Source organism: Rhizobium herbae, assembly GCF_017873135.1.
Taxonomy (GTDB): domain Bacteria; phylum Pseudomonadota; class Alphaproteobacteria; order Rhizobiales; family Rhizobiaceae; genus Pararhizobium; species Pararhizobium herbae.
Map to the genome: position 1 here is coordinate 57,380 of NZ_JAGGJV010000012.1, position 14,736 is coordinate 72,115.

Consider the following 14,736-nt stretch of genomic DNA (forward strand, 5'->3'; position numbering starts at 1 on the left):
CCACTCCCTCCCCGAAGCGGTCGTTTCAACCAGAGCAGACTTGAGCCTGCATCTCGAAGATAGGGCAGTGTGTCTCGAAAAATATGGCAATGCAGCAAAAAAATTCGATTTCATGCTGCATTGCACGCAATCATGGAGCGGGAAAACCTCTTGCCGGGAGCGTCCGTTTTTCCTTCGGCATCCTGAAAAAATGCATGAGGGTGGGGTGTTGCGGAATATCAGAATATTCCAATAGAAGTGCATCGGCAGCGATTTACCCGTGCAAAAATTAGTTATGGAAATGTCGGATTCTGCACCTCATGGTTTATAAGCTTACAGAATTGCCGATCTGCCTGTATCGAAATAAGGCGTCTGTGCAACCCAGCCGATACGCTTTCCTCATGGTTCACGCGGGAGTGCTTTTACCCCCGCGGTCACCCCGTCTGCTTTTGACGAGCTGGTAGATTTTCATCAGCAGTGGCCTCTCCGACAGAACCACGAACACGGTATAGAGGAGCCCGCCGATCACAGCGCCTGCGAGTATCTGCAGGACTGGATTTGGCATGAGCGAGCCGAAGGTATCGAGCAGGTAACGAACTGCAAGCGCCATCACCAACGCCATCAGCATCGGGCGGCTGCTGACATAGAGGCCCTTGAAGAACGGCGTCCCGTCCGCCCGGAAGACCGCCCAGGAATAGGCGATCAGCGTCACGGCATTGACGATGCAGAGCCAGATCATCGCGTCGATCAGGGTACCGGTGCTGGCGCCATAGGCAACCGCGGCGCAGGTAACGATCGCGCGAATGATGGCCGACCAGAATAGCGCCCGCCCATGCCCCACACCCTTGAGATAGGGAATGAAGGTACTGCAGGGCGTCAGGATGCCCTTGGAAAGCGCCAGCAGCCCCAGTACCGGCCACGCATAGGCCCATTGCTGGCCGAAGAGCACGCGCATGGCCGGTTCCGCCAGGGCCCAGAGACCGAACATCATCGGCGCCAGAAGAACGGTGGTCACCTGCGTGCTGAACATCAACGCCTGTGAACGGCGCTCCTTGTCGTCCATCATGCCGCTGAATGCCGGGAACAGAACACCCATGACGGCCGAAAGCACGACCTGGTTCGGGATGCTGGCAAACCGGTTGGCGGCCGAATAGGCGCCGGCATCGGCAAGGCCGAGATAGCGCGAGATGATCACCATCGGCGACTGGAAGGTGATGAAGTTGGCGACTTCCGAACCCATCATGCCGAGGCTGAAGCGGCTCAAGCCGAGAACGCGCCCAGGATGGAAGACGAAACGCGGCATATAGTGCGACACGGCATAAAGGCCGCAGAGACGTACGAAGGCAGAGACGAAAAGCTGCGCCATAAGCGCCCAGACGCCCCACCCGAAAATTGCCAGCACGACGGCGACGATGGCGCCGAGCGATTCGGAGATCATGCTCCAGACGGCATCCTTGCTGAAGTTCATGCGCCGGGCGAGCAGCGAATAGGCAACGTCGCCGCCAAGCTGGAGCGGAATGAGAAAGCTCATGACTTTCAAGAGATAAGCCGCCTCCGGGGCACCCAGAAGCGTGGCGAAGAAATCCGCCCAGATGAAAAGACCAAGGGCCATCAGGCAGGAAATCGCAAGGTTTGCCCAGAAGACGGAGTGGACCGTTTCCATCTCCTCCTCGCGTTGGATGACCAGCGCGGAGGTCAGTCCTGCACCGCCGATCATGGCCAGAAACTGTACCACCGTAAGCGCCACGGCAACGGCGCCGAACTCCTCCGGCGTGAGGATACGGGCCAGAATTGGCACCGTGACAAACTTAAGCCCGAATGTACTTGTCTTGGATAAAATGCTCCAACCGACATTGCTCGTGACGGATTTGACGTTAACTGTAGGGGGCATGGCGTAAATCCTGTGTAGCGATGGGGAGGATCGGGGCAGGGGAGAGTGGCGCGGGAGGCGCAGCCTGAGGGAGGAGACCAGCAACATCTTCTAGACAAACCGCAAGGACGAAAAGATGGCAAAATTTACGGTTATCATTCCTTACTACCAGAAACAGGCTGGAATTCTGCAACGGGCCCTGGAGTCCGTTTTCGCGCAAAGTTACCAGAATTTCGATATCATCATCGTCGATGATCAGTCGCCCTTCCCGATCGAAGGCGACCTCGATAACCTGCCGGAGGAGCAGCGCGCGCGCATCAGCGTGATCAAGCAACCGAATGGCGGACCCGGCGGCGCGCGCAACACGGGCCTCAACAACGTCACGGCGCAAACCGATTTTGTCGCGTTCCTTGATTCCGACGATCTCTGGACGAGCGATCATCTGAAGAATGCACAGGAGACGATGACCCGCTTCAGTGCGGATTGCTATTGGGCATCGATCACCGGTGGCGACGCCTTCTACTATCACTACGACATGGCCGAACTGCAAAAGACGGAGAAGGTCACGCGGCTTTCCGAGAGCCCGCTGGTTCTCGAAATTCCGGAATTCCCCAAGGTCATGCTTCGGGATTGGAGCTTCCTGCACCTGTCCTGTATGGTCATCGGGCGAAAGCTGTTCGAGAGCGTCCGCTTCGAAGCGGAGCTTCGTCTGGCGGCGGAAGACGTTCTTTTCTTCTGCGATTGCGCCATTGCCGCCGAACGGGTCATCCTTTGCAACGAGCCAGGCGCGGTACGGGGAGAGGGCGTCAACATCTTTCACAGTATCGATAGCGATTCTCCGCAGTTTCTCTCGCAGCAGTTCAACACCTGGGTTGCGCTCGACACGATGGAAGGCCGATTTCCACGCAAAACAGCGGAAGCCGCTTCCATTCACTCCTACAAGCGTACAGCAAGGAAGCAGGCTCTCTGGAGTCAGGCGCGTTTGGTCAAGCGGCGGAAGATGCCGCAGTTCAATCTCCTTGCGCGCTGGGTCTGGCGCGATCCCAGGCTGTTGCAAAGTGTGCTTCAGCTTGCCGTCGGCAAATTATCACGTTAGCCTTCGCAGGTGCAGCATTTTTTGCTGCGCCCACTGAAGCACGCGACGGCTCGGGCAGTCGTGTCTTTTCAAGTCCCTTGGCAATGCAGACGGAGATGGTCATGGACCCCTACTACTGGGAATCGCAGCACGGAAACTTCGGCGACGACCTCAATCTCTGGCTATGGGATTTTTTGATCCCGGGCTTTCGTGACGTTCACGCCGAAACCCTTCTCGTCGGTGTCGGTACGGTACTTAACCGCGTACTTCTGCCGGAAGGCAGGCATAAGCTGGTGCTCGGTAGCGGCTTCGGTTACGGCACCCTGCCGGATATGAGCGATAAAAGCGAATGGGACATTCGCTGCGTTCGCGGTCCCCTGACGGCGCAGAAGGTGGGCATTGATCCAAAACTCGGCATCATCGACCCGGCCGTCATGGTCGCCGAAATGCCCGAATTCAAAAACCAGCCGAAAAAGTACAAGAAGAGCTTCGTTCCCCATTGGGAATCGGCGGCTGCCGGCATATGGCCCATCATATGCGGAACCGTCGGCCTGCACTACATCGATCCGCGTGGCGATGCCAAGGAGGTCATTCGCGAGATCGCCCAGTCGGAGCTGATCGTCGCGGAATCGATGCACGGAGCCATTCTTGCCGATGCCTTCCGCGTGCCGTGGGTGGCGGTGACGACCTCAAGCAGCATCAACAGCTTCAAATGGAGCGACTGGGCCCAAACCGTCGGTGTAACCTATCGTCCACGTCACGTTCCGGTCTCAACCCGGGCCGAAGCGATCGCCAAGGGCGCACGTTTCTGGGGTATGGGCTTCGATAGCAAACGGCAGGCTCTGGAGGATCCGAACGCACGGCAGATCGATGGCAGCGAGACGGTCGCCGTGCGCGACCCCAAGCAGACCTCGCTCCGCATTGCCGCAAAGCAGCTGCTCGCCGCGCCATCGGCCCTGTCGCTGTGGCAGGCGGCACGCGCCACCCCGCAACTCAGCGCCGATAATGCTCTGGCCGAGCGAAAGGAACGTTTCCTGGCGGTTATCGAGAGCGTACGCCGCGACTATCTCTAAGCCGCGATCACACTTTGTCGCCCGTCCCCTTGCCTCACACGGCCGGTGATGGCGGCTGAAGGAGATAACGCAAGCCTCCAGCCCCGCCCAGAGCCACGGGGGCTGTATCGGGGCGCCTGTGAAAACGCTCCGTCTTGTCGGCGAAAATTCCGCCGGCAATCGCCGGGATCGCGGACGGCTTGCCGAGTGCGTGCATCAAGGCGGCTTTTGAGCCGGACTGCCGCTTGATATCCAGGAATTCCCTAAGCTCGTATCGCCCGCGAATATGGCGCTCATGATGGGCGATCAGCGCTCTTGCCTGGGGCGAGAGGTCGGTCTGCGTCAGAATCGCCCTGTCGGCCTCGTAAAGGCGCTTGAGGTCGATCGTGCGGTGGCTGCTGCTCAGCGAATCGCCGCGGACGACGGCGCCATAGCCGCAGCTGTGGATGATCTTGTAGCGCGCGCCTTTGGTCAGCGCGCGGGCATAGAGGTCGTAGTCCTCGCCCAGCCGCAGGCTTTCCTGATAGCGAAGTTGGTGCGCGTCCAGAAAATCACGCCGCATCAGCGGTTTTAGAAATCCGATCTCTCCACGCCGGACGCCGCGTTTGGAGATATTGCCCTCGATGAACGCGCTGAGGTCGAGAATGCGGGGCGCGGCGGGAAAGGTCCTCAGCGCCAGATGCGCGGTCGATGCCTTTTCCTCATCGACGAAGGCAATGTTGTCGGCGATGAAATCCCACTCCCTCTGGGACAGGAGATTGTTCAGCCGGCCCGGAAAGAAGAAATCATCGGCATCGAGGATCGCAAGTACCGGCGCCTTCGACACCGAAATGGCATGATTGCGGGCCGCCGCCGGCCCTTTGTTGATCTTGAAACTTATGATGGTCAGTCTTCCCGTGCCGTCATCCACCTGGCGGGAAACATCCGCGGTGCCGTCGCTCGATCCATCGTCAACGACGACGACTTCGGCGGTTTCAGGCTCTTTCAGCGCTGACGTGATGGCACGGCCAATCGTCTCGGCCGCATTCTTCGCGGCGATGATGACGCAGACTTCAGCATTCGGTTTCATGATCGCATTCCTCTATCGCTGTCATGCCGAACCTAGGTCGGCTTTCAACGCGCGGCAAGGCACGATGTTGCATGTGCGAAGAGTTGGCGAATGTCCCGTACAATGGCAAAGGCGATCGGATCAGAAAAAATCAGACAGCCAGAGACGATTTAAAAACGCATTCAGGAGTTGAAATGGCCGGGATTGTTGCGGACATGGAGGGCCTTCGGCTCCTTGTCGTCAGCAGCCGATGCGGAAATCGACGTCTGACCTTGCATCACATTGCGGCGATCCTTGGCTTCTTTTGTCACCAGAACCAGAACAGCAACGAAATATCCGGCCTGCAAAAGGACCGCGCAGACAAGTGTCTGCCAGGCTGTCGTCCAGACCGACCCAGTCAGGATCAAGGTCACGATGGCAAAAACGCTCAGTGCCCCGATCATGCTGATGAAAACACGCGGTGCAAACATCAAAGCGCCCTCAAGGCTATGTCTTGATTTGCAGACATCATGGAAAAAGCCACCTTCTCCTCTTAGGCTATTATTAACATATCGAACATGCTTTGCGGTTTCAACCACCGTCGAAACAAGAATGTTTCAATATGGGTACGTCGTTTACCGCATGAATTCTTAGCCCGCGTTTAAATTCATCTGTCGATTGCGCGACAATCGGTAACATTTTTGGTGCAGTCGCCACGGCAACGTTGCAGCCGGCCCTACCGCGACTGTCGAATTGTGATGCGAACGCAATCGAATATAAACCGCATCGGATTCGGCCATATTTCGAAGGTGCATCGCCTTATATGGCGCAACCGGGGCGTCTCGTCGCGGCGGTCTCAATCATTAGGTCGCCATAAACACGCCTTCGCGATCAACTTTTGTTACAAAATTAGCGATCATTAATAAAAAACTGTGCAGTGCAAAAAAAATGGTGCGGTGCAAACTTTTTACACTCTCAAAAGGAAGTGACGTATATAATCGATATTATAAGAGGTATTAAATATATAATCCGACCTAATTCGATTTAAAAGATGATTATGTCTACATCGCCCTCTCCGGATTCTGGGTAAAATTCGTATTTTACCGAGTTTGCATTTAGGTGGCATGGAGACGATCGGCGATCGTTTGAATTAATAATTGTGTTTTTGATTCTCAGCTTGGCCCCGCGTCCGCCGATATGGAGGGGGAGGGCTAATCCTTGCCTTTAAAAATCAAATTCTGCCTCTACACTCTCACATGCAATTGAACCGCAATTGAACCCATGTGCCCTCAGGGGACCCGACCAATCGCCAACCCAAATGGAGTTATCTCCCATGAAGTCTGCGACTCGATCGGCAAGCTCGCCGTATTTTACGAACATCGAATCCGGGGGACACCGGCCGATAGGGGGAATATCAAAAAGGGGCTTCGATATCTTTGCCGCATCATTGGCGCTTATCTTTTTCAGCCCGCTCTTTCTGCTTCTCATGGCGCTGGTGAAGTTTTCCGATGGTGGCAAGGTGTTTTATGGACATCGTCGCGTCGGCCATAATGGCCGCTTCTTCCATTGCCTCAAGTTCCGGACAATGGCGCCGGACGCCGACAGGATATTGCAAGACCATCTGCAAAAGAATCCCAAGGCATACGAGGAGTGGCAGAAGACCCGCAAACTGCAGGACGACCCGCGTGTAACAACCGTTGGAAGTGTTCTGCGCAAACTGAGCCTGGATGAACTGCCACAGCTCATCAACATCATCCGCGGTGAAATGAGTGTTGTCGGCCCACGTCCCGTCGTCGAAGACGAACTCGAACTTTATGAGCATTCAGCAGTCTTCTACTTGCAGTCACGCCCCGGTCTGACTGGTCTGTGGCAGGTCAGCGGACGCAATGATGTTTCCTACGCCGCGCGTATCGCCTTCGATACGCATTACGTGACCAACTGGTCGCTCATCAACGATGTGGTCATCGTTGCCAAGACAATTCCTGCTGTCTGCCTTTCCCGGGGCAGTTACTGATCACAGTCGTCAGCTCGAATAAGCCGCTTCCGTCATAACGCCGGGATCGGCTTTGTTATTAAGTGAGGAATCTTCATGAAAAGAAGTCTCTGCAAAGGACTTCCCGCTCTTGGCAGCAAGGCCTGGAGCGCAATGCGTCTTTCCGCACTCGCCATCGCAATCAGCGTTTCGGGCATCCACGCGGCCGTCGCCGACGACTATACGCTCGGTGCCATGGACAAGTTGAGAATACGCGTCGCGGAATGGCAGACAGCAGAAGGATCCGTCAGGGACTGGTCTGCCATCAGCGGCGACTACACGGTCGGCGCGTCCGGCGGTATTTCCCTGCCTTTCCTTGGCACTGTGCCTGCTTCCGGAAAAACGACGTCCGAGATTGCCGATGAGGTCGGCCTGCAGCTTCAAAAGCTGTTCGGTTTGCCCGATCGCCCGTCGGCCTCCGTTGAGCTTGCCCAGTACCGGCCGATCTATCTGGCCGGCGACGTTCAGACGCCCGGCGAATATCCCTTCGCGCCCGACATGACGGTTCTCAAGGCTGTCAGCCTTGGTGGCGGCCTGCGCCGGGCCGAAAGCGGCCAGCGCTTTGCGCGCGACTTCATCAATGCTCAGGGGGATTCCTCCGTGCAGATCGCCGAAAGAAACCGGTTGCTCGTCCGGCGCGCGCGGTTGCAGGCGGAAATTGCCGAGAAGAACGATATCGTCGTCCCTCCCGAATTGAAAGGTGCTGCGGATGCTGCGGGGCTCGTCGAAAGCGAGAAGGCCCTGATGATCTCCCGCGACAAGCGGCTGAAACTCCAGCTGACGGCGCTGGCCGAACTGAAAGCGCTTCTGCAGAGCGAAATCGAGGCGCTCGGCAAGAAGTCGGTCACACAGACCCGGCAATTGGAACTCGTCCTCGAGGACAAGGGGCGCGTCGACGTTCTGGCGGAAAAGGGGCTGGCGCTCAGCGCCCGCAAGCTCTCCATCGAACAGCGGGTCGCCGACCTTCAAGCCGCCCTGCTCGATATCGACACCGCTTCGCTCAAAGCCAAGCAGGACGTCAGCAAGGCGAGCCAGGACGAAACCAACCTGCGCAACGACTGGGATGCGCAACTCGCCCAGGAACTGCAGAATACCGAATCCGAACTCGATACGCTTTCCCTGAAGCTGATTACAAGCCGCGACCTGATGACGGAAGCGCTCGTTCAATCGGCCGACGCGTCGCAAACGCCCCGGGCTGGCGTTGCCGCAAACATCAGCTATTCTATCATCCGCCAGAAGGATGGAAGATCAACGAAAATCGCGGCAGACGAGGGTACGCCCGTGCAGCCGGGTGATGTTGTGAAGGTCGAACCCACGCTCAATACGCAGTAAGGCGGTTGGCATGAAGATCGCAAAGGCCAATCTGGTGACCCCGGGCGAAAACTTTGTCTACGGAGTTTTCGCCCTCGCTGTTTCCTACTTTGTCTTCGCCTATTCCGGGCGTTTCGGCCAGGTCTCGATCCTGCTTTATTATGCCGTCTGGCTGCCTCTGGTCCTGATCGACTACCGGCGGGTGCTGGGAAATTACCTCAAATATGGCTGGATCTTCGCGTTTGTGATCTTCGCCTGCCTCTCGGTTTTCTGGTCGGCAGCGCCCGGTACGACCGCAAGAGCCGGCGTACAGTATCTTTCCCACGTCATTTGCGCGCTGGTCGCCATGCGGACGCTGGATACCCGAACCCTGACGCTTGGTTCGGTCGCGGGTGCCGCCGTCGTGCTGCTCTATTCATTGCTGTTCGGCGTCTATCATGTCGACCCGCTAGACGGGACGGTCAGCTTCGTCGGTGCCTTTGCCTCCAAGAACCAGCTCGGCTTTTACGCTTCGCTTGCGATCTTCTTCAGTTTTGCGGCTGTTTTCCTGCTCGGGCAGCGTGGTATCTGGCTTGCGATCTGTGGCGCGGCCGGCCTCCTTGCTGCCTATTGCCTGTTTGCCTCCCAGTCCGCCACGTCCGTTCTGACCACAGCGGCCGTTGTCGGCCTGTGTGTCGGCCTGCGCGTATTTTCGCTGCTTCCGCCAAGAAACCGGAAACTGCTGTTCATCGCGGCAGCCGTCTTCGGCGTCTTGACGGTGGTCGGCGCCGTCTACGGCGGCGCGATCGACAGCATTCTCGGCGCCTTCGGCAAGGATTCGACACTCACCGGACGCACCTATCTCTGGCAACAGGGGATCGAGGCCGCGATGGCATCGCCGGTGATCGGCGTCGGTTATCAGGCTTACTGGGTCCAGGGTTTTTCCGAGCCGGAGCGGCTCTGGGAGGAGTTCTTCATCGGCTCACGCAGCGGCTTTCACTTTCACAATACGTTCATCGAAACGATGGTGGAGACGGGCGGAATCGGCGTTTTTCTGCTGACAATTCTTCTTCTTGCCGGTCTGTTTGGGCATCTGAAAAGAGTGCTGACGCAGGTGCGAGGCTCCGAGCCTCTCGTGATGTTCGGCATTTCCGCCTTGCTTTTGGTGCGCGCCTTTGCCGAAATCGATGTCATCTTCCCCTATCAGATCGGCTCGTTTCTGCTCTACATCGCTGCCGGGAGGCTGACCATGCCTGCCTCTCAACAGGTTTCGTATCAAACATTGGACGTCACTGGGGAAGCGATGCGGTCGATGATCAATCCAATTGGTGCGGCTTCCGCCTACCCGAACAGATAGACGACCCCCTCAAAATGCAAAGACATCGATAGGCTCGCTGAGACCCCTCAACAGGTGGGAGCCGAGATGGTCCAGTTTTGCTTCGCATCCCGCCATCTCCACGAACGCCCGTGAAAGCAGAACGGGACGTTTGATCTCCTTGGTCAGGCTTTCGAGGCGCGAGGCGATGTTGACGGTCGGGCCGATGACAGTGAAGTCGAGTCGGCTGCGGGAGCCGATGTTGCCGTACATGACGTCGCCCACATGGACGCCGATACCATAGCCGAGGGCCGCATGCCCTTTTTTCAGATTCTCCTCGTTGAGCGATGCCACGGCGGTCTGGGCTTCGCGGATGGCGCTGAGGAGGTCCTGGCAGGCATTCGTATTGCTGAGTGGAAAGATCGCCAGAAGGCCGTCGCCCATGAATTTCAGGATTTCGCCGCCATGCCGTTCTATCGGTTCTGCCATGGCGTCGAAGTAACCGTTCAGCAGCTCGATGACATCATCGCGCGGCCACATGTCCGATATGCCGGTAAAGTCGCGCAGATCGCAGATAAGGATCGCCGCACCCACCGTCACGCCGCTGCCACGCGTCGTCGCACCGGCGAGAATCTGTTCGCTGGCATGCGGCCCGACATAGGTTTCGAGCAGTGTCCGAGCAAGCCGGTTCTTCAGGCGGATTTCGCTGACCAGCGCAAAGGCGGGTAGAAGATCGGTCAGAAACGCGATGTCGCTGTCGTTGAATCCTCCCGGTCTGTCGCTTGCAAAGCTGATGATATGGTGTTTGCCCAGCGTGTGCTTCAGCGGCCAGGCGATGTAGTCGGTGTGCCCCCCGGCGCGCAGTTCGTCATAGAGCGGGTACGGGGAAGAGGCTCCGAACCCGGGTTCAAGGTGCTGACGGACAACGCTCGCACCGCTGTTGAGTTCGTTGATTGGGCTGTTGCGGTACTGGGCCGTGTCCTCGACGCCATAGCCAAACGTCTGGATTTCCGCTTCTTTCATCCCTTTCAGCCACAGGATGCGGGCGCCGAGCCATTGCGGGTGCAATATGCGGAAATGCAGCGTGCCACGCGAGACCGGCACGCCGGCTTCAATGAGCCTGTCGCACATATCGACGAAAATATTGTCGATAAACCGTTCGTCACGCGTCCCGGACATCAGCCATTCGATGATGTCGTGGCTTTCGGCTGGGCGCGCTCCACCGCTGTCGCGGTGCAGGCTGGTGGCGGGGCTGGATTGAGGTTGCATGGCGACATCCCGGTGGTGTTCGGTGCTGTGAGCTGTGAAGTTAGTCACGGTGCAACGGGAATACCAGTGCGGGAATTTGCCTAGTGCGCCTGGAGCGGGAAAATCCGCCGGAGTTCTGGGCTGCCAGTGGCGCACCACCAGCCGGACAGAATCATGGCGCCGACCGGAAAGTCGGCGCCATGATGATTATTTATTTATGCGGCAGCCGAAACGCTGCCTGCGGTCGGAACTTCCGCGATCGTCTTGAGGATCTGGGAAGCGATCTGGTAGGGGTCGCCCTGCGAGTTCGGGCGGCGATCTTCCAGGTAACCCTTGTAGTCATTCTTGATGAAAGAATGCGGAACGCGGATCGAGGCGCCACGGTCGGCAACGCCGTAGGAGAACTTGTTCCACGGAGCCGTTTCGTGCTTGCCGGTCAGACGCTTGTCGTTGTCTGGTCCGTAGACGGCGATGTGGTCCATCAGGTTCTTGTCGAAGGCTGCCATGAGCGCTTCGAAATAGTCCTTGCCGCCGACTTCGCGCATGTACTTGGTCGAGAAGTTGGCATGCATGCCCGAGCCGTTCCAGTCGGTATCGCCGAGCGGCTTGCAGTGATATTCGATGTCGATGCCATACTGTTCGGTCAGGCGCTGCAGGAGATAGCGCGCCATCCAGATTTCGTCGGCGGCCTTCTTGGAGCCCTTGCCGAAAATCTGGAATTCCCACTGGCCCTTGGCCACTTCGGCATTGATGCCTTCATGGTTGATGCCGGCTTCGAGGCAGAGGTCAAGATGCTCTTCGACGATCTGGCGGGCAACGTCACCAACGTTCGAGAAGCCGACGCCGGTGTAATACGGGCCTTGCGGAGCCGGGTAGCCATGCTCTGGGAAGCCGAGCGGGCGACCGTCCTTGTAGAAGAAATATTCCTGCTCGAAGCCGAACCAGGTGCCTTCGTCGTCAAGGATCGTGGCGCGGGCATTGGTCGGGTGCGGCGTAACGCCGTCCGGCATCATCACTTCGCACATGACGAGCGCGCCGTTGGTGCGGGCCGGATCCGGATAGATCGCAACCGGCTTCAAAACGCAATCGGAGCTGCGGCCTTCGGCCTGCATGGTCGAGCTTCCGTCGAAGCCCCACAGCGGCAGCTGCTCGAGCGCCGGAAATGCGTCGAATTCCTTGATCTGGGTCTTGCCGCGAAGGTTCGGTACCGGGGTATATCCATCGAGCCAGATATACTCGAGCTTAAATTTCGTCATTTCTAACCTCTCATGGGTTGATGATGCGCAGCACCAGGAATGCCCCAATCGTGCTGCGCCGCCAACGGCTGCCAACCTATATGCACAGGCCATGCCAGTTTGGACCGGCGCTGGTCGCGTCCGCCGATTTTTGCCGAAATAGAGGCCGGGAAGGATTTCAGCGGGCCTGCGAATGCCGGGCGACCGGAAAATGTGAAATCACTGATGAAATTGAGCTTTCGGCCATCGATTTTTATCTTTTTGGCGTGGTTCCTCGCCCGGTTTGGAGAAAAGCGAAGGCTGATGCGCAAATTTTACGCAGAACTTGCGACAATTTGACTTGAGTGCACACGCACAAAATTTATAGCAAAAACCTCGCAAAAACTCAGATGCCTAAAAAATAGCCTATTTTTTAGGCTGATTGATTTTTTTTTAATCAATCCGCGCAAATCGCGCGCAGGTCTGCTATACTAGGCTCACGCGGGCCTGGTGAGGTCTGTGAGAAAAGGAAAACCGACGCTATGGCAATGATGTCTCCGGCCGATACGGCCAAAATTTATGAGTTCCCCGCCGGTGGGCGGAAGTTGGGCGGTCGCCGTTTCGAACAGGCCGCTACCGTTGCGGATTTTCGGCCGAAGCAGATCCTCACGGTCGATTACAGCAGCTGGTACCATGACGATGCCATCCGTGAGGAGCAGACGCCGAAGTCCTGAATGTGCAGGCGGTAGCCTCGGTTGCCGCTTTCCTGGAAATCGCCGCGCGAGAGCGCGGAGTTTGCGCGTTGAATATACTTCCGCGCATATCCGAGCGAGCAGGTGACTGCGGTCACCACCAAACCATCTTCAGAAGCGGAGTGTTTTTGCACGCGGAGCCTGCATTCGGGATGAATGCCGTCCGGGCGTTCGCTGCGCTGTGTTCCGTCTCGAAATATTCATCCATACGTCGACCGTCTGGCGTTTCATGCATCCGTCAAAGAGTTTTCGCGCAGGCGCGTAGAAGAATTTATGGTTAACAATTGCCTTCTGTACCCAAGGCGAATGTGACGTTATTTTAACCTTCCAGGCGCAAATTAGAGCAGAGTCGCTTTTCCGATGGATCAAACCCCCTTTTGAGCCGTCGTACGACGGGCGAATTGGCGCAATCGGCAATGTTGTCTTGCCGCGGGCGGGCGAAGATCACCGCAGGCCGGGAGCCATACGGTCTCACGCATTCCTGCGGAGCAAAGGATGCTCGACATGGCCGATCATATCATGAAGACGCTCTTGAACATCATGGCTGCGCTGTCACTCGGCGCCGTCATGGTCCTTTTCATCGTCGTATAACCGCAAGCCGGAGCCAATTGTGCTCACGGATAGAGATAGTGTGCGTTCCACTCGTCATGCGGGATCAGGTCGCCGATCTTGTAGTTGAACGACAGCATTTCGATATGGTCAGGTCCGGTACTGCAATTGTATTTCAGCTTGTACCATTCACCCTTGCTGCGAAAGACCGCACCCGGCGCCTTCATGTTGCCGTCCTCGACGATCGGGTCCGCAAAGGTGTAGGCAATCACTTTATCCGGTTTGAACGACGTCTTGTCGGCATTGATTTTCCACATCGCTTCGGTGTCGCATCGCTGTTCGAGGCGGGTTTGCGGGTCGAGCTTCTCGAATTGCTTGACCAGTGACTGATCCATGGCTGCTGCGGGCGCGCCAATGACAGCGACCAGCAAGAGCGGGCAAACAAGCCTGACCATCGCGTCGTCAACTCCTTCGTATGTCCGAAAACTCAAACGGCAACAGCTGCTTTGGACCAAAGCAGCGCCACTCCGGCCTTAACTTCAAGGAAACCTTTGTGTTCATTCAAAGGCAAATTTGTCTAAATGTCCGAGACGTCGATCCATTCCGCAGAGGCGAGCAGAGCCATCCTCTCGGGGTTGATCCGCACCGCCGCGTGCGGGGCACCTGCCGCCGGCACGACCTCTTCGAAGGCTTTGAGCGAAATGTCGCAATAGACCTTGTGCGGCCTTGCAAGCCCGAACGGGCAGACGCCGCCGACGGGGTGGCCCGTTTCTTCCTCGACCTCATGGAAGCCGAGCATGCGGGCCTTTGTTGAAAACAGGGCTTTGTACTTCTTGTTGTCGAGGCGGGCATCACCGCGCGTGACGATCAGAATGACCTCGTCGGCGACGCGCAAGGCAAGCGTCTTGGCGATCTGCGCCGGCTCGACGCCGTGTCCCTCCGCTGCAAGCGCCACGGTCGCGGTGCTCTGCTCGAGTTCGATCACGGCGATATCGGGCGCGTTTTCGGCAAAGAAAATCTTGACGGAGGAAAGGCTCATCGGGTGCCCATGACTTTTCTGATCGGCGTCACGCCTGTGCGGCCTGACGTCAGGCAATCCGGCGATCTTTTCAGTCGTCGTTCGACGCGTCAAGATTTTCCGGGCGTGTGCCTTCCTGGTCGTGCGGCAGGTAACCGTGGCTGGTGAACCAGTTGATCAGGATGGCGGCGATTGCCTGGTTGCGCGTGTGCATTCCCGGATGATCGGAAATGAAGGATTGCAGCGCTTGTTCGATCCGGGGATCGTAGAGGTCGGACATGGTATCTCCCGAAGCAGATAAAGTTGGGGTATCGG

The 14,736-nt window shown here is 57.4% G+C and carries 15 protein-coding genes; 7 read left to right on the forward strand and 8 right to left on the reverse strand.

What is annotated here, in order from left to right; translation table 11 throughout:
• Positions 1 to 385 precede the first annotated feature (385 nt).
• Positions 386 to 1,870 (reverse strand): lipopolysaccharide biosynthesis protein, encoded by a 1,485-nt coding sequence (locus J2Z75_RS26315; protein ID WP_209856540.1) that lies wholly within the window; start codon positions 1,868 to 1,870, stop codon positions 386 to 388.
• Positions 1,871 to 1,985: 115 nt separating this feature from the next.
• Between J2Z75_RS26315 and J2Z75_RS26320 the strand changes: the two genes are divergently transcribed.
• Together J2Z75_RS26320 and J2Z75_RS26325 are read left to right on the forward strand one after the other, a co-directional pair.
• The gene (locus J2Z75_RS26320; protein ID WP_209856541.1) at positions 1,986 to 2,945 is read left to right on the forward strand and encodes a glycosyltransferase family 2 protein; all 960 of its coding nucleotides are present in this window, start codon (positions 1,986 to 1,988) and stop codon (positions 2,943 to 2,945) included.
• A 101-nt stretch (positions 2,946 to 3,046) separates the two neighbouring features.
• Positions 3,047 to 3,997 (forward strand): polysaccharide pyruvyl transferase family protein, encoded by a 951-nt coding sequence (locus J2Z75_RS26325; RefSeq protein ID WP_209856542.1) that lies wholly within the window; start codon positions 3,047 to 3,049, stop codon positions 3,995 to 3,997.
• A 34-nt stretch (positions 3,998 to 4,031) separates the two neighbouring features.
• On the opposite strand, the gene J2Z75_RS26330 is transcribed toward J2Z75_RS26325, so the two are convergent.
• A complete protein-coding gene (locus J2Z75_RS26330) occupies positions 4,032 to 5,045 on the reverse strand; it encodes a glycosyltransferase family 2 protein (protein ID WP_209856543.1) in 1,014 nt (337 codons plus the stop codon).
• Positions 5,046 to 5,206: 161 nt separating this feature from the next.
• On the reverse strand, positions 5,207 to 5,494 hold the full coding sequence (gene exoX, locus J2Z75_RS26335; RefSeq protein ID WP_209856544.1) for an exopolysaccharide production repressor ExoX: 288 nt from the start codon (positions 5,492 to 5,494) through the stop codon (positions 5,207 to 5,209).
• Between the two features lie 842 nt (positions 5,495 to 6,336).
• Here exoX and J2Z75_RS26340 point away from each other — a divergent pair.
• The 3 genes from J2Z75_RS26340 (at position 6,337) to J2Z75_RS26350 (ending at position 9,682) form a co-directional block, all read left to right on the forward strand.
• Complete coding sequence (locus J2Z75_RS26340; protein ID WP_209856546.1) at positions 6,337 to 7,017, forward strand: sugar transferase; 681 nt, start codon at positions 6,337 to 6,339, stop codon at positions 7,015 to 7,017.
• Positions 7,018 to 7,149: 132 nt separating this feature from the next.
• On the forward strand, positions 7,150 to 8,367 hold the full coding sequence (locus J2Z75_RS26345; RefSeq protein WP_234937596.1) for a polysaccharide biosynthesis/export family protein: 1,218 nt from the start codon (positions 7,150 to 7,152) through the stop codon (positions 8,365 to 8,367).
• Positions 8,368 to 8,377: 10 nt separating this feature from the next.
• Positions 8,378 to 9,682: an O-antigen ligase family protein gene (locus J2Z75_RS26350; RefSeq protein WP_209856550.1), complete on the forward strand. Its 1,305-nt coding sequence runs from the start codon at positions 8,378 to 8,380 to the stop codon at positions 9,680 to 9,682.
• Positions 9,683 to 9,691: 9 nt separating this feature from the next.
• Here the strand turns inward: J2Z75_RS26350 and J2Z75_RS26355 are convergent, their stop codons facing one another.
• Together J2Z75_RS26355 and J2Z75_RS26360 are read right to left on the reverse strand one after the other, a co-directional pair.
• Positions 9,692 to 10,909, reverse strand: coding sequence for an adenylate/guanylate cyclase domain-containing protein (locus J2Z75_RS26355; RefSeq protein WP_209856552.1), 1,218 nt, complete (start codon positions 10,907 to 10,909; stop codon positions 9,692 to 9,694).
• 194 nt (positions 10,910 to 11,103) lie between these two features.
• Positions 11,104 to 12,144 (reverse strand): glutamine synthetase beta-grasp domain-containing protein, encoded by a 1,041-nt coding sequence (locus tag J2Z75_RS26360; RefSeq protein ID WP_209856553.1) that lies wholly within the window; start codon positions 12,142 to 12,144, stop codon positions 11,104 to 11,106.
• A gap of 50 nt (positions 12,145 to 12,194) precedes the next feature.
• On the opposite strand from J2Z75_RS26360, the gene J2Z75_RS26365 reads away from it, so the two are divergent.
• Positions 12,195 to 12,467, forward strand: coding sequence for a hypothetical protein (locus J2Z75_RS26365; RefSeq protein ID WP_209856554.1), 273 nt, complete (start codon positions 12,195 to 12,197; stop codon positions 12,465 to 12,467).
• Between the two features lie 177 nt (positions 12,468 to 12,644).
• Positions 12,645 to 12,836, forward strand: a complete 192-nt coding sequence (locus J2Z75_RS26370; protein WP_209856555.1) for a DUF2735 domain-containing protein — start codon at positions 12,645 to 12,647, stop codon at positions 12,834 to 12,836.
• A gap of 632 nt (positions 12,837 to 13,468) precedes the next feature.
• Here the strand turns inward: J2Z75_RS26370 and J2Z75_RS26375 are convergent.
• From J2Z75_RS26375 to J2Z75_RS26385, 3 genes are all read right to left on the reverse strand, one after another.
• Positions 13,469 to 13,858 (reverse strand): DUF930 domain-containing protein, encoded by a 390-nt coding sequence (locus J2Z75_RS26375; RefSeq protein ID WP_209856556.1) that lies wholly within the window; start codon positions 13,856 to 13,858, stop codon positions 13,469 to 13,471.
• 122 nt (positions 13,859 to 13,980) lie between these two features.
• Positions 13,981 to 14,442 carry a YbaK/EbsC family protein gene (locus tag J2Z75_RS26380; protein ID WP_209856558.1) on the reverse strand — a complete coding sequence of 154 codons (462 nt, stop codon included), beginning with the start codon at positions 14,440 to 14,442 and terminating at the stop codon, positions 13,981 to 13,983.
• 70 nt (positions 14,443 to 14,512) lie between these two features.
• Positions 14,513 to 14,701, reverse strand: coding sequence for a hypothetical protein (locus J2Z75_RS26385; protein ID WP_209856560.1), 189 nt, complete (start codon positions 14,699 to 14,701; stop codon positions 14,513 to 14,515).
• Positions 14,702 to 14,736: the final 35 nt, after the last annotated feature.

Bases quoted from the DNA above. Each gene is read 5' to 3' on its own strand.
- J2Z75_RS26315 (WP_209856540.1), bottom strand. From the start codon at position 1,870: ATGCCCCCTACAGTTAACGTCAAATCCGTCACGAGCAATGTCGGTTGG.
- J2Z75_RS26320 (WP_209856541.1), top strand. From the start codon at position 1,986: ATGGCAAAATTTACGGTTATCATTCCTTACTACCAGAAACAGGCTGGA.
- J2Z75_RS26325 (WP_209856542.1), top strand. From the start codon at position 3,047: ATGGACCCCTACTACTGGGAATCGCAGCACGGAAACTTCGGCGACGAC.
- J2Z75_RS26330 (WP_209856543.1), bottom strand. From the start codon at position 5,045: ATGAAACCGAATGCTGAAGTCTGCGTCATCATCGCCGCGAAGAATGCG.
- exoX (WP_209856544.1), bottom strand. From the start codon at position 5,494: ATGTTTGCACCGCGTGTTTTCATCAGCATGATCGGGGCACTGAGCGTT.
- J2Z75_RS26340 (WP_209856546.1), top strand. From the start codon at position 6,337: ATGAAGTCTGCGACTCGATCGGCAAGCTCGCCGTATTTTACGAACATC.
- J2Z75_RS26345 (WP_234937596.1), top strand. From the start codon at position 7,150: ATGCGTCTTTCCGCACTCGCCATCGCAATCAGCGTTTCGGGCATCCAC.
- J2Z75_RS26350 (WP_209856550.1), top strand. From the start codon at position 8,378: ATGAAGATCGCAAAGGCCAATCTGGTGACCCCGGGCGAAAACTTTGTC.
- J2Z75_RS26355 (WP_209856552.1), bottom strand. From the start codon at position 10,909: ATGCAACCTCAATCCAGCCCCGCCACCAGCCTGCACCGCGACAGCGGT.
- J2Z75_RS26360 (WP_209856553.1), bottom strand. From the start codon at position 12,144: ATGACGAAATTTAAGCTCGAGTATATCTGGCTCGATGGATATACCCCG.
- J2Z75_RS26370 (WP_209856555.1), top strand. From the start codon at position 12,645: ATGGCAATGATGTCTCCGGCCGATACGGCCAAAATTTATGAGTTCCCC.
- J2Z75_RS26375 (WP_209856556.1), bottom strand. From the start codon at position 13,858: ATGGTCAGGCTTGTTTGCCCGCTCTTGCTGGTCGCTGTCATTGGCGCG.
- J2Z75_RS26380 (WP_209856558.1), bottom strand. From the start codon at position 14,442: ATGAGCCTTTCCTCCGTCAAGATTTTCTTTGCCGAAAACGCGCCCGAT.
- J2Z75_RS26385 (WP_209856560.1), bottom strand. From the start codon at position 14,701: ATGTCCGACCTCTACGATCCCCGGATCGAACAAGCGCTGCAATCCTTC.